Origin of the sequence: Cryobacterium sp. RTC2.1 (assembly GCF_035018685.1) — a bacterium.
Taxonomy (GTDB): Bacteria; Actinomycetota; Actinomycetes; order Actinomycetales; family Microbacteriaceae; genus Cryobacterium; species Cryobacterium glucosi.
Genome location: NZ_JASJXJ010000040.1, coordinates 1 through 25,982 on the forward strand (window position 1 = coordinate 1; position 25,982 = coordinate 25,982).

Consider the following 25,982-nt stretch of genomic DNA (forward strand, 5'->3'; position numbering starts at 1 on the left):
GGGCGATGATGAGCTGCAAGGCGTCTCCTGGGGTGCCGGGAACGGCGGTCGAAGGAAGGATAGGGAGCTAGTTGATCACTTGATCAATAAGCCCGAGGCAAAACTATATACACTGAGGTGCGATGTCAACCCTTCCGAGCCGCGCCAAGCGTAAGTCCGGTCCCGAGCGCGCCTCCGAGATCGCGCGCACGGCCCGCGAGATCGCCCGCTACGACGGTCTCGACGCCATCACGCTCCGCGCGATCGCGGCCCGGGTCGGCGTCACACCCGCCCTGGTCAGCCACTATGAACCGAGCACGGAGGGCCTCGTCGCGACGACCTTCGGCTCGATCGCCGGCGCCGAGCTCGCGGAGATCACGAAGGAGCTTTCGGCGCTCCCGACTTCCGTCGAGGCGCTGCGCGCGCTGATCGACACGCTCCTCGGCCCCGACCGCAGCGCGGTGACGACCGTGTGGCTCGACGCCTGGAGCGTCGGGCGACGCAACATCGCCCTGGCCCGTGAGGTCGGTGTGCAGATGGATGCCTGGCAGGCGTTCCTGGTGGCCCTCCTGAACCGGGGCTGCGCGCGTGGCGAGTTCGCGGTCGCCGACAGCGGCGCACTGGCCTGGCAGCTGCTCGCGATCATCGACGGCATCAACGCGCACGCGGTCGTGCGCTACGGCGACGCCCGCGGCCAGCGCGACCTTGTGCGCACCGTCGCGGAGCACGAACTCGGCCTCCCGGCGGGCGCGCTCGCCCCCGCGCCCGCCTGACCGTCGCCCCGCTTCGATGGCGTGCTGACCTCTGACGGTTACGGTATGCAAAAATCATGCACATGGACCTCGGGCTAATGATTTGTCACCATATTGACTAATTCCGTGACATTTATGAAATGCTGAAGCCATGGATTGACCCTCCCTTCGCCGGAATCAAGACACCAGCCCAAGGTCGCGAAGTCGTACGATTCGCCGTCGACGAGTTCGCCCACAGGAAATTCACACGGATCGGCTGAAACACACCACAATGACGAACTACAACTTCTTCTCCAATCCCTCTCTCCCCAGGCCCTCCGTGACGCAACACGACGCAACATCCGTCGCCAGGGATCTCTTTCACGTGACCGGACACCTCACCGAACTGGGAAGTCAACAGGACCGCAATTTTCTCATCGACGACGGCGAGACGCGTTGGCTCCTCAAATTCTCCAATCCAGCGTTCTCCGCCCAGGAGCTCGAGGCCCAGGATGCTGCAGCGGAACGTGTGAGCCTGGCCGGAATCGACGTTCCTCGAAGCGTCCCTTCGCGCGACGGAGCCGCGATCCGGATCGTTCATGTCGACGACGTCGACCTCCACGTCCGACTCCTGAGCTTCGTCGAAGGGGATGCGCTCACCAGTCGCGGTGCTCTCTCAGTCGTGGAAGCCCGCTCCCTGGGCCACACTGCCGGCCGTCTCGCCGCTTCCCTCGAAGATTTCGTCCACCCCGGCACCGCGCGAGTCACCCAATGGAATCTCCGGATCGCGACGCAGGTCGTGCAGATGTATCTTCCGCACGTGCCGGACCCTGTTCGCCGGGAGCGCGTTCGAGAGGCCGCGGCGCAAGCACAGGCGGCGCTGCAACCGCTCAGCGACAAGCTCCGATCGCAGCCCATCCACGGTGACATCACCGATGACAACGTCGTCACCCGGCACGGCAGCACGCTCGGTGTCATCGACTTCGGCGACATCGCCGACAGCTGGATCGTCGCCGAGCTGGCTGTCACCTGCGCATCCATCCTTCACCACAACCCGCGAACACCGTTGATCATCCTCGAGACGATCGCCGCGTTCGTCACGCATACGCCGTTGGCCGACGACGAGCTCGCTGCGCTCTGGGCCCTCATCGTCCTCAGAACCTGTGTCCTCGTGGTCAGTGGCGAGCAGCAGGTCGCCGTTGACGACGCGAACCACTACGCATCAGAGAATCGTGACCACGAATGGATCGCATTCGAAGCCGCTGAGGGCCTTGACGCTCAGCAGATGTGCGCGTTGATCAGAGCACGCGTGCGCTTCGATCGGCGCAGCGTCATCGAGCGCCCCGAGGCCCTCCTCCTCCAGGCCGCCCCGATGTCCGTCCTTGACTTCTCCGTCACCAACCCGGAACTCAGCGACGGGATCTGGGTGCGCCACGACTCCGAGGCTGCCCTCGCCGCCGCGGTCTTCCGAACATCGGGCACAGCCGTCACGCGCTACGGCGAGTACCGGCTGACGCGCGCGAAGCTGCATTACACGGGGGAAACCGCGACGTTGGCTCTCGGCGTCGAGGTAGTGACTGCACCCGGAACGGTCTTCTCGGCACCGGTCGACGGCTCCGTGCGCATCGAGGGCGACGCACTGGTGTTGGAAGCGAGCGGGTACGAGATCTGGCTCTTCGGGCTCGAACCCGTGGCGCCGGGTCGCGTCAGCGCAGGGCAGCGCATCGGCGCGGCACGCGCGGGAACGGCACGGCCCGAAGCTCCCGTCCACGTCAGGGTCCAACTGTCACGGGTGGCGGGCATCCGCCCAGCCTTCTTCGCTACTCCTGCTGAAGCCGAGATCTGGCAGCGTGTCTACCCAGACCCCTCCCCGCTTCTCGGCATCGACCTTGCTGCACCTGAACTGCTGTCCGGGGATGTTCTCGAGCGGCGTGTTTCGACGTTCGCCGCAGTCCAGGAGCACTACTACACGGAGCCCCCGGAAATTGAACGCGGTTGGCGGGAACACCTCATCGACGTGCACGCTCAGTGCTATCTCGACCTGGTGAATAACGTCGCATTGGCCGGACACGCCCATCCCCGGTTGGTCAAAGCCGTGAGCAATCAATGGTCGCTGCTGAACACCAACTCCCGTTTCAACTACAGCGCATTGCCGCGTTTCACGGAACGGCTTGTGGCCCTGGCTCCAGACGGTCTGGACACCGTCTTCCTCGTGAACAGCGGCAGCGAAGCTGTCGATCTCGCGCTGCGGTTGGCGAAGACCTATACCGGGAATGATGGCGTCCTCGCCTTCCAGGAGGCGTACCACGGCTGGACGGTGGGAGCCGACGCCGTTTCATCCTCCATCGGAGACAACCCGCGTGCGCTGGAAACCCGGCCGGACTGGGTGCACGTCATCGATGCGCCCCACCCCTTCCGCGGCACATACCGCGGCGCCGATTCAGCCGCCCGATACCTGGAAGATCTCGAAGCCCGACTCGGAGTGCTCGATGACGCAGGAACTGGTCTTGCGGCCTTCATCGGGGAACCGGTCTTCGGAAATGCCGGTGGCGTGCTCTTGCCGGACGGGTACCTGGCCGGCGTTTTCGAGAAGGTGAGATCCAGAGGCGGACTCACCATTTCCGACGAGGTGCAGGTCGGATACGGTCGCCTCGGAGAGTATTTCTGGGGGGTCGAACAGCAGGGGGTCATACCGGACATCATCACGATTGCCAAGGGCATGGGCAATGGTCAGCCAGTCGGGGCCGTGATCACACGTCGTGACATCGCCGAGAAATTCGCCGAAGAGGGCAGCATGTTCTCCTCCGCCGGTGGAAGCCCAGTCAGCTGCGTCGTCGGGCTGACCGTGCTCGACATCCTCCACGAGGAAGGCCTGCAGGAGAACGCACGCACTGTCGGAGGCGACCTGAAAGCCAAGCTCGTCACGCTGCAGGGCCGGCACGACATCATCGGCGCTGTGCACGGATTGGGCCTGTATCTGGGCGTCGAGCTTGTACGTGACCTCGATACCCTCGAACCGGCCTCAGTGGAAGCGTCCGAGATCTGCGAGGAACTGCTGCGTGAAGGCTGCATTGTCCAGCCGACCGGAGATTACAAGAACGTCCTCAAAATCAAGCCGCCGCTGAACATCACGACCGAGAGCGTCGACTTCTTCGTAGAGGCACTCGACCGGGTCCTGTCCGCACGGAGCAGACGGTGATCCGGCTATCGCGTACCCCACGTGAATCGATGGGTATGGATGTTGTAATACGAGAACGTCTCACAGCGCGAGACTCCCGGGATCGTGCGGATGCGCCCGTTGATCAATTCGAGGAGTGCGTCAGCGTTGACGGCGATGACCTCGACGAGCAGGTCGTATGAGCCCGCACCGATGACCAGATAGATCACCCCTTCCAGGGCGCCGATTGCGTCAGCGACTGCGTGCACGTCGCCCTCGACCGACAGGTGCAGCATCGCCATTCGCTCGTACCCCAGCTTGAGTGGGTCGGTGACCCCGACGACCTGGACGATCTCACGTTCCTCGAGCCGGCGCACACGAAGACGAGCCCCGCCGGCCGAGAGCCCGACCTGTGCGCCCAACTCCGCATACGTCATTCGTCCATCAGTCTGGAGAGCGACGATCAGAGTCCGATCGATCGCATCGAGCCCGTCGTCGGGCAGCACCGCTTCGGCGTCGTTGTCTGCCATGGATTCCCCCTACCGTGTGAACGTGGTACGAACGTCTCGTACGACGGTAGCGCACGTCCGTCGCTCTGCTGCATGAGCGGACAGATCCTCAGGTGCGAGACATCTCCTACGATGCCCAGGGCGGTTTCGGGACACCGCGCGACTCAGGGCGCCGCGTGGGCCTCGAGGAATTCGTAGACCTCGGTGTCGTCGACGCCGGGGAAGGTGCCGCTCGGCAGGGGCGAGAGCACGTGCGCGTGCAGGCGGGCGCTCGGCCAGGCGTGGCCGGCCCAGTGCGCGGCCAGGTCGGAGGCCGGCCGGCGGCAGCAGGACTCGTCCGGGCAGCGCGACACGGCTCGCTGCACGGTCTCGCGTCCGCGGAACCACTTGGCGTGCACGAACGGCACCCCGACGCTGATCGAGAACTCACCGCCATCCGCCGCCCCGGTCTGGGTGGCCGACCAGAAGGTGCCGGCCGGTGTGTCGGTGTACTGGTAGAACTCGGTCGTGCGGTTGGTGTGCGTGAAGGCGCTGCGGGCACTCCACTGCTTGCAGACGAACTGGCCTTCGATCGAACCGGTGACATCGACCGGCAGCGGCAGGCCGTCGTTCTCGTAGCCCTTCTGCAGGGCGCCGTCGCCGGTGACCCTGAGGAAGTGCAGCGGCATGTCCAGGTGTGAGGTGGCGAGGTTGGTCAGGCGCAGTGCCGCGGCCTCGTGGGTCACCCCGAACGCGTCACGGAAGTCCTCGACCGAGAGCTCGCGCTCGCGTTTCGCGCGCGCGAGGAACGCGACGGACGCGGCAGGCGGCATCAGGCACGCGGCCGCGAAGTAGTTGATCTGGAGCCGCTGCCACAGGAATTCGGCATAGCTCGCCGGGCGCTCGTGCCCGAGCAGCCGGTGCCCCATCGCCTGCAGCGCCATCGACCGCAGCCCGTGCCCGCCGGGAATCGACGCCGGCGGCAGGTAGATCCGGTGGTTGACGAGGTCGGTCACCGAGCGGGTCGAGTTCGGAAGGTCGTTGACATAGATCAGGCTGAAGCCGAGCTGCTCGGCCATCACGCTCACCTCGCGGTGCGTGAGCGCGCCCGAGACGTGACCGGATGCCCGCACCCGGTCCTCGGCGAGCTCCTCGATGTCGGGCATGTAGTTGTTCTGCTCGCGCATGAGCTCGCGCAGCTCGGTGTTCGCCCGCCTGGCCTCCTCCGGCGTCGCGATCGCCTCGCTCGCGCGCCGCGCCAGCTCACGGTGCAACCCGATGAGCGACTCGAGGGCCGTGACGGGCATGCCCTTGGTGACCTTGACCTCTGGCAGGCCGAGTGCACCGTAGAGCGGGTTCTTCTGCGCCCGCGCGAGCTCGATCTCGAGCGCGGCCCGCTTGTTCGGCGCCTCGCCGTTGAGCAGGTCGGCGATCGGAACGCCGAGCACGGTCGCCACGTCCTGCAGGATCGACAATTTCGGTTCCCGCCGGCCGTTTTCGATGAGCGACAGTTGGCTGCCCGCGAGTCCGACCCTCTCGCCCAGCTGGTCGAGGGTGAGGCCGCGCTCGCCGCGATGGTGGCGGATGCGCAGGCCCAGGGTGACGAGGTCAGAGGCTCGAGTCGACATTCCTTAACAATATCTAAAGAAGCATGATTCTTAACAAGAGTTTTTTGATCCAAGAGGGAAGATTGCGCGCATTCTGGTTCTGCAGCACAAAGTTACGGACGACGAGTCACCGACGACAAGCCGGGCGGATGCTTCGATCACGACCGCAGGCATCCGCTGTACACCCCATACCGAGAAAGGCCAGGAGATGACCATCGCCCACTTCCGAGTCACATCCAGCGGAAGCGATTCCGACGACACTGCCGGTACCACGGATCCCAATCTACAGTCCTGGGTGGATTCCATCGCCCGGCTGACCCAGCCGGACGAAGTGATCTGGTGCGACGGTTCGAGCCGGGAGGCCGACGAACTCTCCAAGCAGCTCGTCGCAGAGGGCAAGCTCATCAAGCTGAACCCCGAGTGGCGTCCGAACAGCTACCTCGCCCGGACGAGCCCGTCCGACGTCGCCAGGGTCGAAGACCGCACCTTCATCTGCTCGACGGACCCCGACGACGCCGGCCCCACCAACAACTGGGCCGACCCCGCCGCGATGAAGGACGAGCTGCGCGCCGTCTTCGCCGGCAGCATGCGCGGCCGCACGATGTACGTCGTGCCGTTCTCGATGGGCCCGCTCGGCGGCCCGATCTCCCAGCTGGGCGTCGAGATCACCGACTCGCCATACGTCGTGCTCAACATGGGCATCATGACCCGGATGGGCAACGCCGTCCTCGAGCTGATCGAGGCAGGAGCCCGCTGGGTGCAGACCATCCACAGCGTCGGCTACCCGCTCACGGATGCCGCGGGCGAGACCCGCCCCGACGTCACGTGGCCCTGCAACGACACCAAGTACATCGTGCAGTTCCCCGAGACACGCGAGGTGTGGTCGTACGGCTCGGGCTACGGCGGCAACGCGCTGCTCTCGAAGAAGTCCTTCGCCCTGCGGATCGCGTCGGTGATGGCCCGCGACGAGGGCTGGCTCGCCGAGCACATGCTTCTGATCAAGGTCACCTCGCCGGAGGGACGCGCCGTACACCTCGCGGGCGCCTTCCCCTCCGCCTGCGGCAAGACCAACCTCTCGATGCTGCGCCCGACCATCCCCGGCTGGTCCGTCGAGACGATCGGCGACGACATCGCCTGGCTCCGACCCGGCCCCGACGGCCGCCTCTGGGCGATCAACCCGGAGGCGGGCTTCTTCGGCGTCGCCCCCGGCACCGGCATCGAGACCAACCCGACCGCGGTGCAGACCGTCTGGGGCAACACGATCTTCACGAACGTCGCCCTCCGCGACGACGGTGACGTCTGGTGGGAAGGCCTCACCGCGACCCCGCCGAGTCACCTGATCGACTGGGAGGGCAACGACTGGACGCCCTCGTCGCCGACGCCGGCCGCCCACCCGAACTCCCGCTTCACGGTCGCGGCGGCGCAGTGCCCCTCGATCTCCGACGACTGGGAGGCCGCGGGCGGCGTTCCGATCGACGCGATCCTCTTCGGCGGGCGGCGCGCCACGAACGTGCCCCTCGTCGCCCAGGCCCGCAGCTGGAAGCACGGCGTCTTCATGGGGGCGACGATCTCGTCCGAGAAGACCGCCGCCGCAGAGGGCACCGTCGGTGAACTCCGCCGCGACCCCTTCGCGATGCTCCCGTTCTGCGGCTACAACATGGCCGACTACTGGGCGCACTGGCTGAAGGTCGGCAAGGGCCTCGGCAGCCGCGCCCCCGAGATCTTCCAGGTCAACTGGTTCCGCAAGGGCGCGGACGGCAGCTTCCTCTGGCCCGGCTTCGGCGAGAACTCGCGGGTGATCGAGTGGATCGTGCGCCGCATCGAAGGGTCGACGGATGCCATCGACACTCCGATCGGACGCCTCCCCGCCGCGGGCGCCCTCGACCTTGCCGGTCTCGACCTCTCGGACGAGACCGTGGAGCAGCTGTTCCACATCGACAAGACCAGCTGGCTCGCCGAGTGCGACCTTACCGAGGACTACTTCGCCCAGTTCGGCGACCGGGTCCCCGCTGCGTTGCTCGCCGAACTCTCGAGCGTGCGCTACCACCTCAAGGGGTAGCGGCGGGCCGTCGGGGCCGACCGGCGGCATCCGCTGCCCGGCCCGCCCCGGCTCAGGGGGCGATGAGTTTGCGGGCGGCGGCGACCGCTGCGGCGCGGCGGCGCTCCCGCACGGATGCCTCCGGCGCGCTGCCCGGGGCGGGGAACACCCCGGGGGAGTGCACCCACGACGTCGCGAGCGAGAAGACGAGGGTGACGAGGTCTTCCGGATCCCAGCCGGGGTCGATCTCGCCCCGGGACTGGGCTGCCGCGATCGCGGCCGCCTCCGGGCCGTTGCGCCATTCCGAGGTCGTCGGTAGCAGCGCGGCGGCGCCCTCGAGCCTGGCCCAGTCGAGCATCCGCACGTGCTCGGGGTACTCGACGACGTGGTCGAAGACCCGGCCGACGAAGCCGGGCAGGTCGTCCGTGTCCATAGGGATCGCGGCCATCACGTCGCGCCGGTTGACCTCGAGCACCGCGGTGAACAGGGCGCCCTTGTCGCCGAAGTATGCATAGAGGCGCTCCTTGCTCGCCTTCGCGGCCGTGGCGATGCGGTCGACGCGCGCGCCGGCCAGTCCGTACCGGGCGAACTCGGCCTGGGCTGCATCGAGAATTCGCTCGCGGGTCGCTTCACCGTCACTTCTCATGACTAAGATCATACCTATCCCAACCAACTAGTTCGTTTGAATAGGATTTCTGTCTCGATGAGTTCCCCTGCTCCTGCTCTCTCCGTCTCCTCCCCGCCCCTGCACGATCCCGCAGCTCACCCGCGCCGCTGGTGGCTCCTCGCCGTGCTCGCACTGGCCCAGCTCATGGTCGTGCTCGACGGGACCATCGTCAACATTGCCCTGCCGAAGGCGCAGCTCGCCCTCGGCATGAGCGACGGCGACCGCACCTGGGTCGTCACGATCTACGCCCTCGCCTTCGGCTCGCTGCTGCTGCTCGGCGGCCGCATCGCTGACTACTGGGGCCGCAAGCGCTCCTTCCTCGTCGGGATGGCCGGCTTCGCGCTCGCATCCATGGTCGGCGGCCTCGCAGACACCACCACCCAGCTTCTGATCTCCCGCGGCCTGCAGGGTGCATTCGCCGCCCTGCTCGCCCCGGCCTCTCTCGCGATCCTCACGATCACCTTCCCCGGCGGCAAGGACCGGATCAAGGCCTTCGCCGTCTACGGCGCGATCGGTGGCGGCGGCGCGGCCGTCGGCCTCGTGCTCGGCGGGGTGCTCACCGAGTTCACCAGCTGGAACTGGTGCCTGCTCGTCAACGTGCCGATCGCCCTCGTCGCGATCCTCGCCGCGATCCCGCTGATGCAGGAGAGCCGCGCGCACGGAAATACCCGCTATGACCTGCCCGGCGTGATCCTCATCGTCACCGGCCTCGCCTCACTCGTCTATGGCTTCAGCCAGGCCGAGAACGGCTGGGGGCGGGTCGAGACGATCGGCTTCCTCGCCCTCGGCGTCGTGCTCCTCGTGGCCTTCGTCATCGTCGAGGCCCGGGCGACGAACCCGCTGCTGCCGCTCCGGGTCGTCACCGACCGGGTCCGCGGCGGGGCCTTCCTGGTTTCGCTGCTCACCGGAGCGAGCCTCCTCGGCGGTCTTTTCTTCCTCACCCTGTACTTCCAGATCGTGCTCGGTTACTCGCCGCTGCGTTCCGGGCTCGCCTCACTCCCGATGACGGCGACCATCATGGTCTGCGCGACCGCGCTCTCCGGCATCCTGCCGAAGGTCGGCGTGCGCCTGCCCCTGACGATCGGCCCGGTCATCGCCGCCGCCGGGCTCGCCTGGTTGTCCTTCGTCACTGTCCAGGACGACTACGTGCTGCGTGTGCTGCCGGGTGTCATCCTGCTCGGCATCGGCCTCGCAGCCATCTTCGTACCGCTGCAAAACGTCGCCCTCGCCGGCATCGACGCGCACGACGCGGGCGTGGCCAGCGCCGCGGTGTCCGCGACCCAGCAGATCGGCGGGTCGATCGGCACCGCCCTGTTCACCGCCCTGTACACGGCCGCGATCTCGAGCTACCTGGCCTCGAACCCGGCGACGCCGACCGTTCAGCTCGACGCCTTCGTGAGCGGGTATTCGGTCGCGTTCCTCTGGGCTGCCGGGCTGATCCTGCTCGCCGCTCCGATCTCGTTCTTCATGATCAAGCACTCGAAGGCGGACCTGGTCGGTGCCCCCGAGATCGTGCACCTGGGCTGACCGGGTCTGTGTGCCTCGCGCGTGCTCGGCGTCACCTGGACCGCGCGGGGCTCACTCAGGAGATCCGGCGGGATGCGCAGCCGGGGCCGCGGAACAGTGCGGCAGTTCCGACCAACCGGTGCGGATTTCCTGAGTTCGCCCCCGCGGGCGGTCGTAGGATGCTGGCATGGACGACGAGGCCGCACTGATCCAGAAGCGCATCGACCGGTTCCTCCGCGAACGGCTGCGGCCGGCCGTGTACCGCGCGGTCGTGCCGCTGCAGGTCTCGGCCTGGGTGTCGGCGGCTCCGGTAAAGGATGCCCCCGCGACCTTCGCCGAGGCCGTGCAGCAGTCCTATGCTCCGTTCGCCCCCGGCGAGGCATGGGGCCGCCCCTGGGCGACGGTCTGGTTCCACGCGACGGGCGTGATCCCCGCGGGCTGGGCCGGGCAGCCCGGTACCCGGATCGAGGCCGTCGTCGACCTCGGCTTCACCGACACGACGCCGGGGTTCCAGGCCGAGGGCATCGCCTGGACCGCAGGCGGTGCCGTGATCAAGGGGATCGCACCGCGCAACCGCTCCCTGCCGCTTGCGCCGCTGGTACCGCGACCGTTGGACGCAACGGGCGCCCCGGCATCCGTCGACTTCTACGTCGAGGCGGCCGCCAACCCCGACGTCACCGCGGGCTTCACGTTCGTGCCGACCCGGAACGGCGACCCGGCCACGGCCGGCACCGAACCGCTCTATCGGCTGCGACAGCTCGACCTCGCGCTCCGCGACGACGAGGTCTGGGAGTTACTGCAGGACGTCCTCGCCCTCGACGGTCTCCGCCGTGCCCTGCCGCACGGGTCGACGCGCGCTGCCGGGATCCTGCGCGCCCTCGAGCGCTGTCTCGACGTGCTCGATCCGGATGATGTCTCCGGATCGGCCGCGCGAGGCCGGGCCGTGCTCGCCCCCGCGCTCGCGCAGCCCGCCGCCGCGAGCGCGCACCGGGTGCACGCGGTCGGGCACGCCCACATCGACAGTGCCTGGCTCTGGCCGGTGCGGGAGACCGTGCGCAAGGTCGCCCGCACGTTCTCGAACGTACTGGCCCTGGCCGGGGAGTATCCGGGATTCACCTTCGCCGCGTCATCCGCCCAGCAGTACGCCTGGCTCAAGAAGTACTACCCCGAGCTGTTCGAGCGGGTGCGCGCCCAGGTCGCCGCGGGTGCTTTGGTGCCCGTCGGTGGGATGTGGGTCGAGTCGGACACGAATATGCCCGGCGGGGAATCCCTGGCCAGGCAGTTCGTCGCCGGCAAACGGTTCTTCCTCGAGGAGTTCGGGATCGAGCCGCTCGAGGTCTGGCTGCCGGACTCGTTCGGCTATTCCGCAGCGCTCCCGCAGATCATCGCGGCGGCGGGGTCGCGCTGGTTCCTCACCCAGAAGTCGTCCTGGAACGAGACGAACCCGATGCCGCACCATTCCTTCCGCTGGGAGGGCATCGACGGCACCCGCATCTTCACGCACTTCCCGCCCGTCGACACCTACAGTTCCGACCTCTCCGGCGCGGATCTCGCCCGTGCGGAGACCCAGTATTCCGAGAAGGGCATGGCCGACACCTCGCTCGTCCCCTTCGGCTGGGGCGACGGCGGGGGCGGCCCGACGGTAGAGATGATCGCCGCCGCCCGCCGGACCGCCTCGCTCGAAGGGTCACCGACGGTCGAGCTCTCCACCCCGCGACGGTTCTTCGAGGCCGCAGAGGCCGAGTACCCGGAGGCGCCGATCTGGTCGGGTGAGCTCTACCTCGAGTTCCACCGCGGTACATACACGTCGCAGGCCCGGACCAAACGCGGCAACCGGCGCAGCGAGCATCTGCTGCGGGAGGCCGAGCTCTGGGCCGCGACCGCGAGCATCCGCACCGGGGCCGCCTACCCGTATGACGCGCTCGAGCGGGCCTGGCAGACCGTGCTGCTCCAGCAGTTCCACGACATCCTGCCCGGTTCCTCGATCGCCTGGGTGCACCAGGAGGCCGAACGCCGCTACGCGGAGGTCGCTCGGGACCTCGGTGCGCTCGTCGCGGCATCCGTGACCGCACTCTGCGGCGCCGGCGACCGAACCGTGGCACTCAACGCGGGTCCATACGCCCTGTCCGGTGTGCCAGCCCTCGGTGCCGGTCCGGGCGCGACGGTCAGAAACGACGCGGGCCTGGCGGATGCCCCCGCGACCGTGGCCCGCACGGCGTCCGGTCTGCTCGTGCTCGCGAACGGCCTCGTCAGCGTCTCGATCGACGCCGACGGACTCCTCACCTCCCTCCACGACCTCCTCGCCGACCGGGAACTCATCCCGTCGGGCACCCGCGGCAACCGGCTGCTGCTGCACCGCGACACTCCCACCCAGTGGGACGCCTGGGACATCGACGCCCACTACAAGCGCACGACCGTTCCGCTTGACGCCGCCGTGTCCGTCGAGGTCGTCACCGACACGCCCGCCGAGGCCTGCGTGCGGGTGACGCGGGAGTTCGGCGGTTCCCGACTCGTGCAGGACATCACCCTCGCCGCCGGCTCCCCGGCGCTCGACCTCGCCTTCGACGTGGACTGGCACGAACGCCAGAAGCTCCTGAAGATCGAGTTCCCGTTCGACGTGCACGCCGAACGGGCCGCCTCGGAAATCCAGTTCGGGCACGTCTATCGCCCGACGCACGCGAACACCTCCTGGGACACCGCCCGCTTCGAAACCTGCGCGCACCGCTGGGTGCACGTCGGCGAGCTCGGCTACGGGGTGGCGGTGGCCAACGATTCCACCTACGGCCACGACATGACCCGCACGACGGATGCCGCCGGCCGCGCCACGACGACGGTGCGGCTGTCGCTCCTGCGCGCGGCACTCTTCCCGGACCCCGAGGCCGACCAGGGCAGGCACGCCTTCCGGGTCTCGGTGCGACCGGGCGCGAGCATCGCGGACGCGATCACCGAGGGCTACCGGCTCAATCTCCCGCTGCGCACCGTGACCGGTGTCGCGAGCGACAGCATCGAATCGCTCCTCGAGGTCGACAACCCCGCCATCGTGATCGAGGCGGTCAAGCTCGCCGAAGACCGCAGCGGCGACCTGGTCGTGCGCATCTACGAGGCGCACGGGTCCCGGGCGCGTGCCCGGGTCATCCGCCGCTTCGAGGCAGCGGATGCCTACCCGACCGACCTGCTCGAACGCCGGCGGGCAGAACCCGGCCTTCCGCTCGCGCAAGCGGGCCAGCTTCTCGACATCGAGCTGCGGCCGTTCCAGCTCGTCACCCTCCGCTACCCCCGACCGATTCGACGGAGTTCTTAGGGATCTCGGACCAAGACCGGCCTCCCACGTGGCGGAAGAGCAAGAACTCCGTCGAATTCGTCAGGGGTCAGTGCGGGCACCGGGCGTGCGTCCCGGCGCGGTTAAACGAGCAGCTGGTGCTTGGCGAGCTCGCGATAGAGCGGCGTCGACACGACGAGCTCGGAGTGCGTCCCGGTCCCGATCACCTGGCCGTGGTCGAGCACCACGATCTGGTCGGAGTCGACGACGGTCGAGAGCCGGTGCGCGATCACGATGAGCGTGCGGTCGACGGCGACGGCGTCGATCGCGGCCCGCATCAACTGCTCGTTGACCCCGTCGAGGCTCGAGGTCGACTCGTCGAGCAGCAGGATCGGCGGCGCCGCGAGCAGCGCCCGCGCGATCGCGAGCCGCTGGCGCTCCCCGCCGGAGAGCATCACGCCGGATTCCCCGACGGCAGCGCCGAGCCCGGCCGGGTCGCGCTCGAGCACCTCGCCGAGGTTGACCGCGTGGAGTACGGCGATGCACTCCTCGTCGGTCGCATCCGGCGCCGAGAGCACGAGGTTGTCGCGCAGCGAGCCGGCGAGCACGGGGGCGTCCTGCTCGACGTAGCCGATCTGCGACCGCAGCGCCGTGCGATCCAGGGTGCGGATGTCCAGCCCACCCAGTCGGACGACGCCCGCGTTCGGGTCGTAGAACCGTTCGATGAGCGCCAGAATGGTGCTCTTCCCGGCGCCGGACGGACCGACGAGGGCGGTGCGCAGTCCGCGCGGAGCGCTGAACGACACCCCGCGCAGCACGGGCCGCGGCTCGGACGGGTCAGCGGCCGGACCGGCGTCGACGCTGGGCGCACCGGTGTCATCCACCGAGCCGAAAGCCGGGGCTGTGTGCGGACCGTCATCGGGCCCGGCATCGGACGGCGTGCTCGGCGTCGTGGCGGTCGCGGTCGCGGAAGAGCCGGTGGATGCCGTGCCGGCGTCCACAACGGCGTCGGTATCCGAGCTCTCAGACGTGGCCGAGGCGGGCGACACGGTCGAAGCGGGCGACGCAGGCGAATCGACCGAGGTCGCCGAAGCGGCTGAGGCGGGCGTATCGGGCGCATCGGGCGAAACGGGCGCGTCGGGCGCGGCAGCAGTACCCGGGGCGTCGGTCGCGGAGTCGTCCGCGGCGGAAAGGCCGGGCACCTCGGCGTCGGAGGCCTGGGCCGGGGCGGCAAACGCCGTGGCCGCTGCGACCGCGGCGATCGACACGGTGCCTGTGGCCGCCGCATATACCGCTGCGGTCATCGCGGCCGATGCCTCGGCGGCGGCCTCGGCAGAGGCGGCGGCGGTCGCGGCGGCCCTGGCGGACGCGTTCGCCGCGGCCGCGGACTCCGCGGCGAGGGCTGCGGCGGGCCGCGCGGCAGCCATAGTCGCTGCGGCGTGCTCCGCCGCGGCAAGGTGGGCGGCGGCCTGCTCGGCGTGAGCCAGGTCGACGGCCGCCCGGTCGGCCGCGGCGCGGTCGGCAGCGGCGAGATCGGCGTCGACCAGGTCGGGTTCGGCGAGCATCGCCTCGATCACGCCGGGAGCAACGAGGGCCGTCACGAGCGCGTTCGGCATGACGTCCGCGGGGGGACCGGCAGGCGAACCGCCGGAATCGCCGGTACCGGACCCAGTACCAGTACCAGGCCCGGCACCAGGCCCGCCGTCGCCCGCAGCGGCGACGGGCGCCGCGGCATCCGCCGTCGACGCCTGGGTCGCGTACCCGAAGAACACGTTCTCGAAGGAGATCGCGGGGGCGTCCGGGCGGACCGATTCGTTGGCGGCGCCGACGGTGATCGCGAGCGGGAACAGGTCGCGGTCGAACTGGTCCTCTGCGGGCAGGTCGATGATCTCCTGGATGCGGCCGAGGGCGCCGAGCGCCGAGTTGACCGAGGTGATCGCGCCGAAGGCCTGGCCCAGCGGCAGGATCATCAGGAACAGGAAGAGGATGAACGCGATCAGGTTCGCGACCGTGATCTGGCCGCTCGCGACCCGGAAGCCGCCGATGCCGAGCACGACGAGGAAGGACACCTGCATCGCGATGCCGGCGATCGGCACGACGAGGGCCGAGATCTTCGCGACCTGCAGCCCCATCTGGTACGCGCCGGTCGCGTCGGCGTCGACGGCCGCGATCTCGCGGTCTGTCGCGTTCGAGGCGCGCACGGTTCGAATCGAGCTGATCGCCCGCTCGACGCTCGCGGCGAGGGCGCCGACCTTCTCCTGGGCCATGCGGCTCGCGACGCGGATCCGCTGCGACAGCAGCGTGACCGTGACGACGGATGCCGCGATCACGAGCACGGTCAGCCCGAGCAGAACCGGGTCGATCACGAGCATCGCGATCAGCGCGCCGAGGAAGGTGAGCGAACCGCCGATCGCCTCGACGAGTCCCTGGGTGAGCACGGCGCGCAGCAGGGTCGTGTCAGAGCCGACCCGGGAGACGAGGTCGCCGGTGCGACGGGTGTCGAACTCGCTGATCGGGAGGCGCAGCATCCGCCCGATGAGCTTGCGCCGGCTCGAGAGCACGACGCCTTCCCCGGTGCGCTGCAGCAGGTAGTGCTGGTATCCGCTGATCAGCCCGGACACCACGACGAGCGCGACGAGCCCCCAGACGAGTGCGCCGAGGGGCTGGTTCTGCTGCACGACGGTGATGACCTGGCTGACCAGCAGCGGCTGGGCGAGGCTCGCGAGCGCCCCGAGGATGCTCAGCAGGACGACGACACTGAGCACCTTCTTGTGCTCGAGAAGGTAGGGGAGCAGCTGGCCGAAGGTCGCGCGCGGGCCGTTCGCGGCATCCGCACGACGCCCAAGACGCCCGAGGCGGCTGCGCGGCTTCGGTGCCGCGGCCGGTGCGGGCCCGGTGGATGCTGCGGTTTCGGCGGGCGTGCTGGCGTCACTGATCGGGGTACTCACCAATCGAGCTTAACCTCAAACCTCGACCGTGACCCGTCCCGTCCCGGTCGAGAGTGACCCGCGCAACGGGCACTCTCGACCGGAACGGTCACGGAAGGGGCGGGCTACGCCTCGATGTCGACGTCCTTGGTCTCGCGGCTGAGCAGGAGGGCGACCAGGGTGATGACCGCCATCACGAAGAGGTACACGCCGACCCAGAACGGGCTGCCGCCGCCGAGCGTCCAGAGCCAGACGGCGATGAACGGGGCGACCGCCGCACCGAGGATCGAGCTCATGTTGTACGCGAAAGCGGAACCGGTGTACCGCACCGCTGTCGGGAACAGTTCGGGCAGGAGGGCGCCCATCGGCCCGAACGTCATGCCCATCAGGGTGAAGCCGAGGATCAGGAAGATCATCACGCCGAGGAACCCGGCGCCGAGCAGTGGCACGAAGAGCAGTCCGAAGACGATGATCGCGAGGGTGACCCAGATCAGGGTGCGGCGGCGGCCGAAGCGGTCGGCCCAGGGCCCGGAGGCGAGGGTGAACACGCCGAAGAACAGCACGCCGGCGATCATCATCAGCACAAAGGTCGTGTAGCTGTAGCCGAGGCCCGCGACGGGAGCGGTTGTCGCCGCGCGGCCGTAGCTCAGGCTGAACGTCGTCATCAGGTAGAACAGCACGTAGGTCGCGAGCATGATGAAGGTTCCGAGGATCAGTTCGCGCCAGTTGGACTTGAACACCGCGGCGAGCGGGAGCTTGTGCACCCGGTTCGTGCGCGTGGCCTTCGTGAAGGCGTCGCTCTCGACGAGGCGCAGCCGCACCCACAGGCCGATGATGACCATCACCGCGGAGAACAGGAACGGCACCCGCCAGGCCCACTCGAGGAACGCGGTGGACGGCCGGGTCGGGTCGTCGCTCGGCAGCAGCGTGGCGATCAGCAGGAACAGGCCGTTCGCGATGATGAAGCCGATCGGCGCGCCGACCTGCGGGAAGGTTCCGTACCAGGCGCGTTTGCCCTTCGGAGCGTTTTCGGTCGCCACGAGGGCGGCACCGCTCCACTCTCCGCCGAGCGCGAAGCCCTGGGCGAGGCGCAGCACGACGAGCAGCAGCGGGGCGAACCAGCCGACCTGGGCGTAGGTCGGGAGCAGTCCGATCAGGAAGGTCGCGATGCCCATCGTGAGCAGCGCGCCGACGAGGGTCGCCTTGCGGCCGACCTTGTCGCCGAAGTGCCCGAAGACGAGGGCGCCGACGGGACGGGCGACCATGGCCGCGCCGAAGACCGCGAAGGAAGCGAGCAGCGCCGTGGTCTCATTGCCGGTCGGGAAGAAGAGGTGCGGGAAGACGAGAACCGCCGCGGTCGCGTAGACGTAGAAGTCGTAGAACTCGATCGTGGTGCCGATGAGGCTCGCGAGCACGACGCGGCTGCGGGGGTTGGTGGGCGCCTGCGGCTCGGGGGTTGCGGCTGACGGATGCGACAGTGTGGATGAGGACATGGAAGAGAGTCATTCCGTGGTGAGGGGGCGTGATCGGGCGTGTCGACCCGTGCGGGAGCGCCGGCGTCGATCAGGCGTCGTGCCCGCGCGGGGGTACCCGGAGGGAGGTGTCCGCTTGTGGCGGTCACTCTGCACCATACGTCCGTGACTCGTCGGACTCAAATCCTGAGGCGAACCGTCGCCCAATCGGGACTTTCCGTTTCCGGGGCCGAGGGTGCGAACGGATGCCCCTGCCGGCATCCGCTCCCAGTGACCGATCTCGGGTATTACGAATTCGGCATACGGAGGGCGCGCAGCACCTGGGCGGTGTTGATTGCAGCGGATGCCGCTTCCTCGCCCTTGTCCTCCTTCGAACCAGGCAGGCCGGCCCTGTCGAGGCCCTGCTGCTCGTCGTCGAGGGTGAGCACGCCGAAGCCGACCGGCTTTCCGGTGTCGAGGGCGACCCGGGTGAGACCGTCCGTTGCGGCAGCGGACACGTACTCGAAGTGCGGGGTGCCGCCGCGGATGATCACGCCGAGCGCGACCACGGCATCCGCCCCATTTTCGAGGGCGACCTTCGCGGCGACCGGCAACTCGAAGCTGCCCGGCACGCGCACGAGCGAGAACGTGGCGCCGGATGCCTCGAGTACCCGGGTGGCGCCGGCGATCAGCCCATCGGTGATGACGTCGTGCCAGCGGCCGGCGATGATGACGATGGTGAGGCCCGTGCCGTCGACGACGACCGTGGGCGAGCCTGCTCCACTCATAGTGCGAGTCCTTTCACGATGTCCCGGTCGGCCAGGTGGTGGCCCATGCGTTCGCGTTTCACGGCGAGGTACTCCTGGTTGTCGATGCCCACGCCGACGATGAGCGGAACGCGTTCGACGACCGTGACCCCGTGCTCTTCGAGCTGGCGGAGCTTCTCGGGGTTGTTGGTGAGCAGGCGCACCGAGGAGATGCCCATCTGGTCGAGGATCGCGCTCGCGGCGCCGTAGTCTCGGGCGTCGGCGGGCAGGCCGAGCGCGAGGTTCGCGTCGATCGTGTCGAGGCCCTGTTCCTGGAGCTTGTATGCCCGCAGCTTGTTGATCAGGCCGATGCCGCGACCCTCCTGGCCGCGCAGGTAGATCACGATGCCGCCCTCGGCCTGGATGGTTTCGAGAGCCGCGTCGAGCTGCGGTCCGCACTCGCACTTGAGCGAACCGAAGGCCTCCCCGGTGAGGCACTCGGAGTGCACCCGCACGAGGGCGCCGTCCCTGGGCGTCCCCGAGACGAGGGCGACGTGGTCCGCTCCGGTCATCCGGTCGCGGTATGCCCGGATCTGGAAGTCGCCGTGCCGGGTCGGCACGGTCGTCTCGACCTCGAAGTCGACGCGCGGGGATTCCCGGATGGCGTGCGCGGTCGGCAGCTCGGAGTCCGCGTGGAACTCGTCGAGGTAGGCGATCAGGTCGGCGATCGTGATCACGAGCACACCCTCGCGTTCGCCGAGCTCGAGGAGGCCGGGCAGGCGCATCATCTCGCCGTCCTCTGCGACGATCTCGGAGATTCCGGCGACGGGGGCGAGCCCGGCGAGTTTCATCAGGTCGACGGCAGCCTCGGTGTGGCCGTCGCGTTCGCGCACGCCGCCGTCCTTCGCGCGCAGCGGCATGATGTGGCCCGGCCGGTGCAGGCTCGAGGGGGTGGATGCCGGGTCGGCGAGCACGCGCAGGGTGTGGGCACGGTCCGCGGCGCTGATGCCGGTGCTCAGCCGGTCGGCGGCGTCGACGGAGATCGTGTAGTTCGTGCCGCGGGGGTCTTCGTTGTTCGGCACCATGATCGGCAGGTTGAGCTTGTCGGCGAGCTCATTGGTCATCGGCGCGCAGATGAACCCCGAGGAGTAGCGCACGGTCCACGCGAGCCATTCCTGGGTGGCCATCTGCCCCGAGATGATCACGTCACCCTCGTTCTCCCTGCCTTCGTCGTCGGCGACGATGACCGGCTTGCCGAGACGCAGTTCCGCGAGCGCGCTGGGGATGTCTGCGAGGCTCATGAGTGACTCCTTCGTGATCCTGCGTCCGCGAGGGCGAGCATGCGCTCGACGTGGCGGGCCAGGATATCGGTTTCGATGTTGACGTGCTCTCCGACCGTTCGTTTTCCGAGCGTGGTGGCCGTGAGGGTTTCGGGGATGAGGGAGACTTCGAACCACTGCTCGGGTTCGGTCGCCGGGCTGATCGTGCTGACCGTGAGGGAGACCCCGTCGACGGCGATCGAGCCCTTGTTCGTCACGAGGGGCGCGAGTTCGGGGGAGAGGCTGAACCGCAGCACGCGCCAGGCGTCGCCAGGGGTGACCGCGAGCAGCTCGCTCGTGCCGTCGATGTGGCCCTGCACGATGTGTCCGCCCAGGCGCCCGCCGACGAGGGCGGCGCGCTCGAGGTTGACCGGGGTCCCTGGCCCCGCCTCGGAGAGGGTCGACATGCGCAGGGTCTGCGCCATCACGTCGGCGGTGAACGTTTCCGGCGTGCGCTCCACGACGGTCAGGCAGACGCCGTTGACGGAGATCGAGTCGCCGATCGCGGCCCCGGACACGGCGAGAGGCCCGCGGACGGTCAGGCGTACGGCATCCGTGCCGTGTTCGACCCGGTCGACGGTGCCGAGTTCCTCGATGATTCCGGTGAACATGTCAGATCCTTGTCTCTGTGTGTGCGGTTTCCGCGTGCGGGAAGTCCAGGGGCCGGGCGATCACGAGCAGGTCCTCGCCGAGGCGCTCGATGCCCTCGACCGTGAGCCGGCGTTGCTGGTCGATCCCGGTCACGCCGATGTCGCCGACGGCGAGCCGGCCGCCGCCGAGCAGGGTCGGAGCGAGGTAGACGAGGTATTCGTCGACGAGCCCGGACCCGACGAAGGCGCTCGCGAGTCCCGGTCCGCCCTCGATGAATGCGCTGCGGATGCCGCGGGCGTGCAGGTCGTGGAGGATCTCGTTGAGGTCGGGGCCGGGGTAGAACAGCGGCGGATGCGGGTGGTGCCGGATAGTGGCATCCGCGGGCACCGCGCGGGTGCCGATCACCACGGGGATCGGCTGGTTGGGGAGCAGGCTTCCGTCGGCGGCACGGGCGGTGAGGGCCGGGTCGTCGGCGAGCACGGTGCCGGTGCCGACGAGGATCGCGCCTGCGGCCGTGCGCCGCCGGTGCACGTCGAGGCGGGCATCCGGGCCGGTGATCCAGCGGCTCGAGCCGTCGGCCGCGGCGGTCCGGCCGTCGAGGCTCGAGGCCCACTTGAGCGTCACGAACGGGCGGCCGAGCCGCGCGGCGACGAGCCAGTCGGCGAGGAAGGCTTCTCCCTCGTCGGCGAGCACCCCGCCGACGACTTCGACGTCGGCGGCGCGGAGTCGCTCTGCGCCGCCGGACGACGCGCGGCCGGGATCGGAGACGGCGAAGATCACCCGGCTCACGCCCGCTTCGATCAGGGCGACGGCGCAGGGGCCGGTGCGGCCGGTGTGGTTGCACGGTTCGAGGGTGACGATGACGGTCGCGCCGCGGGCGGATCCGGCCGGGAGGTGCGACAGGGCGTCGACCTCGGCGTGGGCAGTGCCGGCGCCGCGGTGCCAGCCTTCTGCCAGGACGACGCCGTCCGGGTCGACGATGACGCAGCCGACCCGCGGATTCAGTCCGGTGGCCGGGCCATTGGCGGCGAGGGAGAGGGCGCGCCGCATGAGCATGTCACGCTCGGTGTCCTGGATCATTCCCGCCCCATTCGTTTCTGCAACGAACTCCGGGGGTGGACTGTGGGTACGCGTACGCCACAATCCTTCGGCGGGCCCCGAAGGTCCAACCGAATCGTGCGCCTCTCATCCGGACTTTAACCGTCGGTGCTGGAATTTCACCAGCTCAACCGTTTCGCCCTGGGGCGGAACGGGTCGCGGACTTTCACCGCCGGTTCGGATTTACACCGACCCCGGAGCACGTTTCTTGCTTCTAGTTATAGCCCAACGCCACCACTCCCGGATAATTCCCTCCCGGCCCTGTGCAGGATTTGGACGTTTTCTTACGACCCGACCAGGGCCCGGGCGGTGCCCTCGTCGATGAACAGGTCGGTGATGAGGCCGGCGGCCAGCGCGCCGCGCAGGCTGTCCACCTTGGAGGTGCCTGCGACAACGCAGATGCGCCGCGGGGTGCGGCGCAACACCGACAGTTCCGGTCCGGTCCCGCGGTCGTTGAGCGGGATGCCGTCTGTCGAACCGTCCGCGCGGTAGAAGACTGTCGCAACGTCGCCGACGACCCCGGCGTCGCTGAGCGCCGTGAACTCCTCGTCGTCGAGGTAGCCGCCGACATACACGTGACTGGGAACCATGGAGAAGGGCGATCCCACGCTGAAGAGGGCGACATCCATGTTGCCCTGCATTTCCAGCAACCGGCGCAGTCCGCGTTCACGCCAATAGGCCGTGCGTGTGGCCGGGTCGTCGAAGAAGGTGGGAACCGGGAACTGCTCCAGGCGGGCGTCGAACGCGTTGCTGAATCGCCGCAGGATCTCATTGGCGTAGTCGAGGCCCGTGCTGCGGGTGTTTCCGGCGCCGTTCAACTGCACGATCTGCGCGTTGTGGGTGCGCTTCGGTGTCAGGTGGCGGCTGACGGCATTCATCGTGGAGCCCCAGGCGATGCCCATGATCATGTTCGAGTCGAAGAATTCGCCGAGAATCCGTGCAACGGACAGGGCAACTCGCTCCAGCCTGTCGACGTCGCTGGCATAGTCGGGCACCGGCAGAACGTGCGCGGTGACCTGGAACCGGTCCAGGATCAGCTTCTCGACCCGGCTGGGAGCATCGAGCGGAGAGCGGATCTGGATGTCGACCAGCCCGCTGGCCCTGGCCTGGCTGAGCAGGCGTGACACCGACGAACGGGAGGTGTGCAGCTCCTGCGCGATGGCCTCCATCGTGAGGTCCTGCACGTAATACAGCTGCGCCGCGGTGAGGGCGTCCGAGGTGCGGTCGGACAGGGGCGGATCATTCGGATGGATCACGGCGACTCCTTGCACATATGTTCACGGTTCTTGACCGTTTGTGTAGAACTTAGCAGGGTAGGAGAAGTCTCCCGTCCCGCATAGTTTCCCAGCCGCAAAGAAGTGAGCGAATCAGTGCCGTCAACTCCCGATCAGTCATCCTCCGCCCGTCCGCTGTCCGGAGCCGCCGCCCAGGCCGCCCTGCAGCAACTCCCCCGGGCCCAGGTGCTCATCATCGGAGCCGGGATCAACGGCATCGCGACCTTCCGTGACCTGGCGATGCAGGGCATCGACGTCGCGATCGTCGACAAGGGCGACTACGTCTCCGGCGCCTCGTCGGCCTCCTCCCACATGATCCACGGTGGTGTGCGCTACCTCGAGAACGGGGAATTCCGCCTGGTCAAGGAGTCGGTCGAGGAACGCAACAGCCTGCTGAAGATCGCCCCGCACTACGTCAAGCCCCTCAAGACGACCATTCCGATCTACTCCACCTTCTCCGGGGTGATGTCGGCGCCGATGCGCTTTCTCACTCACCGCCAGGCTGCGGCCCAGGAACGTGGCGCCTTGCTGATCAAGATCGGCATGATGCTCTACGACTCCTTCTCCCGCGACGGCGGCACGGTGCCCCGGCACGAGTTCCTCGGCAGGAAGGCCTCGCTCAGACTGCTGCCGCGCCTCAACCCGGGCCTGAAGTACACGGCCACTTACTTCGACGCCTCGATGCACGACCCCGAGCGCCTCGCGCTCGACGTGCTGGCCGACGGCCTGGCCGCCGGTGCGCACGCGCGCAGCGCCAACTACATCGAGGCCATCGGCATGGATGCCGCGGGCGTGCGTCTTCGGAACGCGGTCACCGGCGCCGAATTCAGCTTCGAGGCCGACATCGTCGTGAACACGTCCGGGCCCTGGACCGACCTCACGAACACGGCCCTCGGCCAGACCAGCACGTACATGGGCGGCACCAAGGGGTCGCACATCGTGCTCGACAACCGGGAGCTTCTCGCGGCAACGGGTGGCCGCGAAATCTTCTTCGAGCACAAGGACGGCCGCATCGTGTTGATCTACCCGCTTGCGGGCCGGGTGCTGGTCGGCACCACCGACCTCGAACACGATATGACCCAGCCCGCGCGCTGCACTGAGGCCGAGGTCGACTACTTCTTCGATCTCGTCAAGCACGTTTTCCCGGATGTGGCCGTCGACCGCTCAGAGATCGTCTTCCGGTTCGCCGGTGTGCGTCCGCTGCCGCGGCACGACGACGAGGCGCCGGGGTTCGTCTCCCGCGACTACCGCATCGAGTCCCGTCCGCTCGGTGCCCGACCGGGCACCCTGCTCAGCCTCGTCGGCGGCAAGTGGACGACGTTCCGGGCCCTCGCCGAGCACCTGAGCGGTGACATCCTCGCCCTGCTCGGCCGCACCCGGGTCGTGTCGACGGCCGGCCTTCCCATCGGCGGCGGTCGCAACTTCCCGTCGACGGATGCCGCGCACCGGGTGTGGATCGTCGCGAACGGCGACGAGGTCGGCGCCTCGAGGGCCGACGAACTGCTGACCCGCTACGGCACCCGCGCGGTCGACGTGATCGACTTCATCACCGCGGAACCGGACGAAGCGCTGGAACACCACGCCGATTACTCCCGTCGCGAGATTGAGTTCCTCGCGGCCACAGAATCCGTGGTGCACCTGACCGACCTCGTGCTGCGACGAACGAGCATGGCCTTCCGTGGTGAGCTCAGCCTGGCGCTGCTCGAAGAACTCGCCGGAGTCCTCGCTCCCGTGCTGGGCTGGGATTCCGCGCGCGGGGCAGCCGAGCTCGACCTCGCCGTCGACGTGCTGCGCGACCGGCATGCTGTCGAGCTCACCACGGTCGACGCGGCATCCGCTCCACGCGCGTAGCCCACGATCTGCACAAACGTGCACGCGTGGATGCACCATTGGCCGCGCTGAGCCGATAGGTTTCTCGAGATTCGTTTTACGGCCATCATCGGCCCAAACGTTGTTTCATCACCAACGTCAGCAACTCGGCTTCACTGAACAAGGGTGTCAATGTGGACAATCTCAGTATCGTTTTCCTCTCGGAGCTTGTGGGCACGGCCCTCCTGGTTCTCCTCGGCTGCGGGGTGGTCGCCAACGTGGCCCTCGCCAAGAACAAGGGGCTCGGTGGCGGCTTCCTGATGGTGAACATCGGCTGGGGCCTCGCGGTCTACTCCGGCGTCATCGTCTCCTACAACTCGGGGGCGCACCTGAACCCCGCCGTGACGCTCGGCCTCGTCGCATCGGGCGCGACGGAGTTCGGCTCCAGGGTCCCGGTGAACTTCCTGTCGGTGCTCGTCTACATCGGCGCGCAGATGGTCGGCGCCATCATCGGCGCCGTCTTCTGCTGGCTCGCGTACAAGCAGCACTTCGACCAGGAGCCCGACCCGGCGAACAAACTCGGCGTCTTCTCGACCGGCCCGGCCATCCGCTCCTACGGCTGGAACCTCGTCACCGAGATCATCGGCACCTTCGTTCTGGTCTTCGTCGTGATCGCCTTCGGCGGCGGGCGGCAGGGCACGTCCGGCGGCCTCGCCGCTCTGGGCGCCCTGCCAGTGGCCCTGCTCGTCATCGTGATCGGCACCTCGCTCGGTGGGCCGACCGGGTACGCGATCAACCCGGCCCGTGACCTGGGACCGCGCATCGCGCACTTCATCCTGCCGATCAAGGGCAAGGGCTCGTCAGACTGGGCGTACTCCTGGGTGCCGGTCGTCGGACCCGTCATCGGCGGCGTCCTCGCCGGCCTCGTCTCCACAGCACTCCTGCCGGTCCTCGCCTAGCCCGGCGTCCGCCGGTGGCGCCGGCCGGGGCGGCCGCCTCGCCGGACATTCCCACACAGCTTTCACCTCACCCGCTTAACCTGACACACACACGAATAACGAAGGAGTTATCAATGGCTGACTACGTCATCGCGATCGACCAGGGGACGACCAGCACCCGGGCGATCATCTTCGACAAGGCCGGTTCGATCGTCTCGAACGGCCAGCTCGAGCACGAGCAGATCTTCCCCCGCGCCGGCTGGGTCGAGCACGACCCGATGGAGATCTGGAACAACACCCGCGAGGTCATCGGGCAGGCACTGTCCAAGGCGAACCTGACCCGGCACGACATCGCCGCCGTCGGCATCACCAACCAGCGCGAGACCGCCGTGGTCTG

The 25,982-nt window shown here is 68.4% G+C and carries 18 protein-coding genes and 1 riboswitch; of the genes, 8 read left to right on the forward strand and 10 right to left on the reverse strand.

Translation table 11 applies throughout. From position 1 onward, the window contains the following. The first annotated feature begins 122 nt into the window (after window positions 1-122). Both QN357_RS07285 and QN357_RS07290 read left to right on the forward strand, forming a co-directional pair. Window positions 123-752 (forward strand): TetR/AcrR family transcriptional regulator, encoded by a 630-nt coding sequence (locus QN357_RS07285; protein WP_322189408.1) that lies wholly within the window; start codon window positions 123-125, stop codon window positions 750-752. 250 nt (window positions 753-1,002) lie between these two features. Beyond that, entirely contained in the window at window positions 1,003-3,909 is a 2,907-nt protein-coding gene (locus QN357_RS07290) for an aminotransferase (protein WP_322189409.1), read from the forward strand. A gap of 5 nt (window positions 3,910-3,914) precedes the next feature. On the opposite strand, the gene QN357_RS07295 is transcribed toward QN357_RS07290, so the two are convergent. Beyond that, window positions 3,915-4,397 carry an Lrp/AsnC family transcriptional regulator gene (locus QN357_RS07295; protein ID WP_322136462.1) on the reverse strand — a complete coding sequence of 161 codons (483 nt, stop codon included), beginning with the start codon at window positions 4,395-4,397 and terminating at the stop codon, window positions 3,915-3,917. A gap of 143 nt (window positions 4,398-4,540) precedes the next feature. Next, window positions 4,541-5,983, reverse strand: a complete 1,443-nt coding sequence (locus QN357_RS07300) for a helix-turn-helix domain-containing protein (RefSeq protein WP_322189410.1) — start codon at window positions 5,981-5,983, stop codon at window positions 4,541-4,543. A 187-nt stretch (window positions 5,984-6,170) separates the two neighbouring features. Between QN357_RS07300 and QN357_RS07305 the strand changes: the two genes are divergently transcribed. Beyond that, the gene (locus QN357_RS07305) at window positions 6,171-8,021 is read left to right on the forward strand and encodes a phosphoenolpyruvate carboxykinase (GTP) (RefSeq protein ID WP_322189411.1); all 1,851 of its coding nucleotides are present in this window, start codon (window positions 6,171-6,173) and stop codon (window positions 8,019-8,021) included. A 52-nt stretch (window positions 8,022-8,073) separates the two neighbouring features. On the opposite strand, the gene QN357_RS07310 is transcribed toward QN357_RS07305, so the two are convergent. Continuing rightward, the gene (locus QN357_RS07310) at window positions 8,074-8,646 is read right to left on the reverse strand and encodes a TetR/AcrR family transcriptional regulator (protein ID WP_322189412.1); all 573 of its coding nucleotides are present in this window, start codon (window positions 8,644-8,646) and stop codon (window positions 8,074-8,076) included. Window positions 8,647-8,703: 57 nt separating this feature from the next. On the opposite strand from QN357_RS07310, the gene QN357_RS07315 reads away from it, so the two are divergent. Continuing rightward, window positions 8,704-10,194 (forward strand): MFS transporter, encoded by a 1,491-nt coding sequence (locus QN357_RS07315; protein WP_322189413.1) that lies wholly within the window; start codon window positions 8,704-8,706, stop codon window positions 10,192-10,194. Window positions 10,195-10,360: 166 nt separating this feature from the next. After that, window positions 10,361-13,474: an alpha-mannosidase gene (locus QN357_RS07320; RefSeq protein ID WP_323504712.1), complete on the forward strand. Its 3,114-nt coding sequence runs from the start codon at window positions 10,361-10,363 to the stop codon at window positions 13,472-13,474. A gap of 101 nt (window positions 13,475-13,575) precedes the next feature. On the opposite strand, the gene QN357_RS07325 is transcribed toward QN357_RS07320, so the two are convergent. The 7 genes from QN357_RS07325 to QN357_RS07355 form a co-directional block, all read right to left on the reverse strand. Next, entirely contained in the window at window positions 13,576-16,380 is a 2,805-nt protein-coding gene (locus QN357_RS07325) for an ABC transporter transmembrane domain-containing protein (protein WP_416173100.1), read from the reverse strand. A gap of 104 nt (window positions 16,381-16,484) precedes the next feature. Then, window positions 16,485-17,852: an MFS transporter gene (locus QN357_RS07330; RefSeq protein WP_322189415.1), complete on the reverse strand. Its 1,368-nt coding sequence runs from the start codon at window positions 17,850-17,852 to the stop codon at window positions 16,485-16,487. A gap of 266 nt (window positions 17,853-18,118) precedes the next feature. Beyond that, window positions 18,119-18,598: a 6,7-dimethyl-8-ribityllumazine synthase gene (gene ribH, locus QN357_RS07335; RefSeq protein WP_322136437.1), complete on the reverse strand. Its 480-nt coding sequence runs from the start codon at window positions 18,596-18,598 to the stop codon at window positions 18,119-18,121. Next, window positions 18,595-19,857, reverse strand: coding sequence for a GTP cyclohydrolase II (gene ribA, locus QN357_RS07340; protein ID WP_134560716.1), 1,263 nt, complete (start codon window positions 19,855-19,857; stop codon window positions 18,595-18,597). Before ribA ends, ribH begins: the two co-directional genes overlap by 4 nt. Next, complete coding sequence (locus QN357_RS07345; RefSeq protein WP_323504713.1) at window positions 19,854-20,486, reverse strand: riboflavin synthase; 633 nt, start codon at window positions 20,484-20,486, stop codon at window positions 19,854-19,856. Before QN357_RS07345 ends, ribA begins: the two co-directional genes overlap by 4 nt. A 1-nt stretch (window position 20,487) precedes the next feature. Next, window positions 20,488-21,546, reverse strand: coding sequence for a bifunctional diaminohydroxyphosphoribosylaminopyrimidine deaminase/5-amino-6-(5-phosphoribosylamino)uracil reductase RibD (gene ribD / locus QN357_RS07350; protein WP_323504714.1), 1,059 nt, complete (start codon window positions 21,544-21,546; stop codon window positions 20,488-20,490). A 93-nt stretch (window positions 21,547-21,639) separates the two neighbouring features. After that, a riboswitch (FMN riboswitch) is annotated at window positions 21,640-21,770 on the reverse strand. A gap of 78 nt (window positions 21,771-21,848) precedes the next feature. Then, window positions 21,849-22,820 carry a sugar-binding transcriptional regulator gene (locus tag QN357_RS07355; protein ID WP_255454143.1) on the reverse strand — a complete coding sequence of 324 codons (972 nt, stop codon included), beginning with the start codon at window positions 22,818-22,820 and terminating at the stop codon, window positions 21,849-21,851. Between the two features lie 153 nt (window positions 22,821-22,973). Here QN357_RS07355 and QN357_RS07360 point away from each other — a divergent pair, with 153 nt between their 5' ends. From QN357_RS07360 to QN357_RS07370, 3 genes are all read left to right on the forward strand, one after another. Then, window positions 22,974-24,689 (forward strand): glycerol-3-phosphate dehydrogenase/oxidase, encoded by a 1,716-nt coding sequence (locus QN357_RS07360; protein ID WP_323504717.1) that lies wholly within the window; start codon window positions 22,974-22,976, stop codon window positions 24,687-24,689. A 152-nt stretch (window positions 24,690-24,841) separates the two neighbouring features. Further along, window positions 24,842-25,606 carry an MIP/aquaporin family protein gene (locus QN357_RS07365; protein ID WP_323504715.1) on the forward strand — a complete coding sequence of 255 codons (765 nt, stop codon included), beginning with the start codon at window positions 24,842-24,844 and terminating at the stop codon, window positions 25,604-25,606. Between the two features lie 113 nt (window positions 25,607-25,719). Then, the coding region (locus tag QN357_RS07370) for an FGGY family carbohydrate kinase (RefSeq protein ID WP_323504716.1) at window positions 25,720-25,982 on the forward strand (263 nt) is incomplete at its 3' end.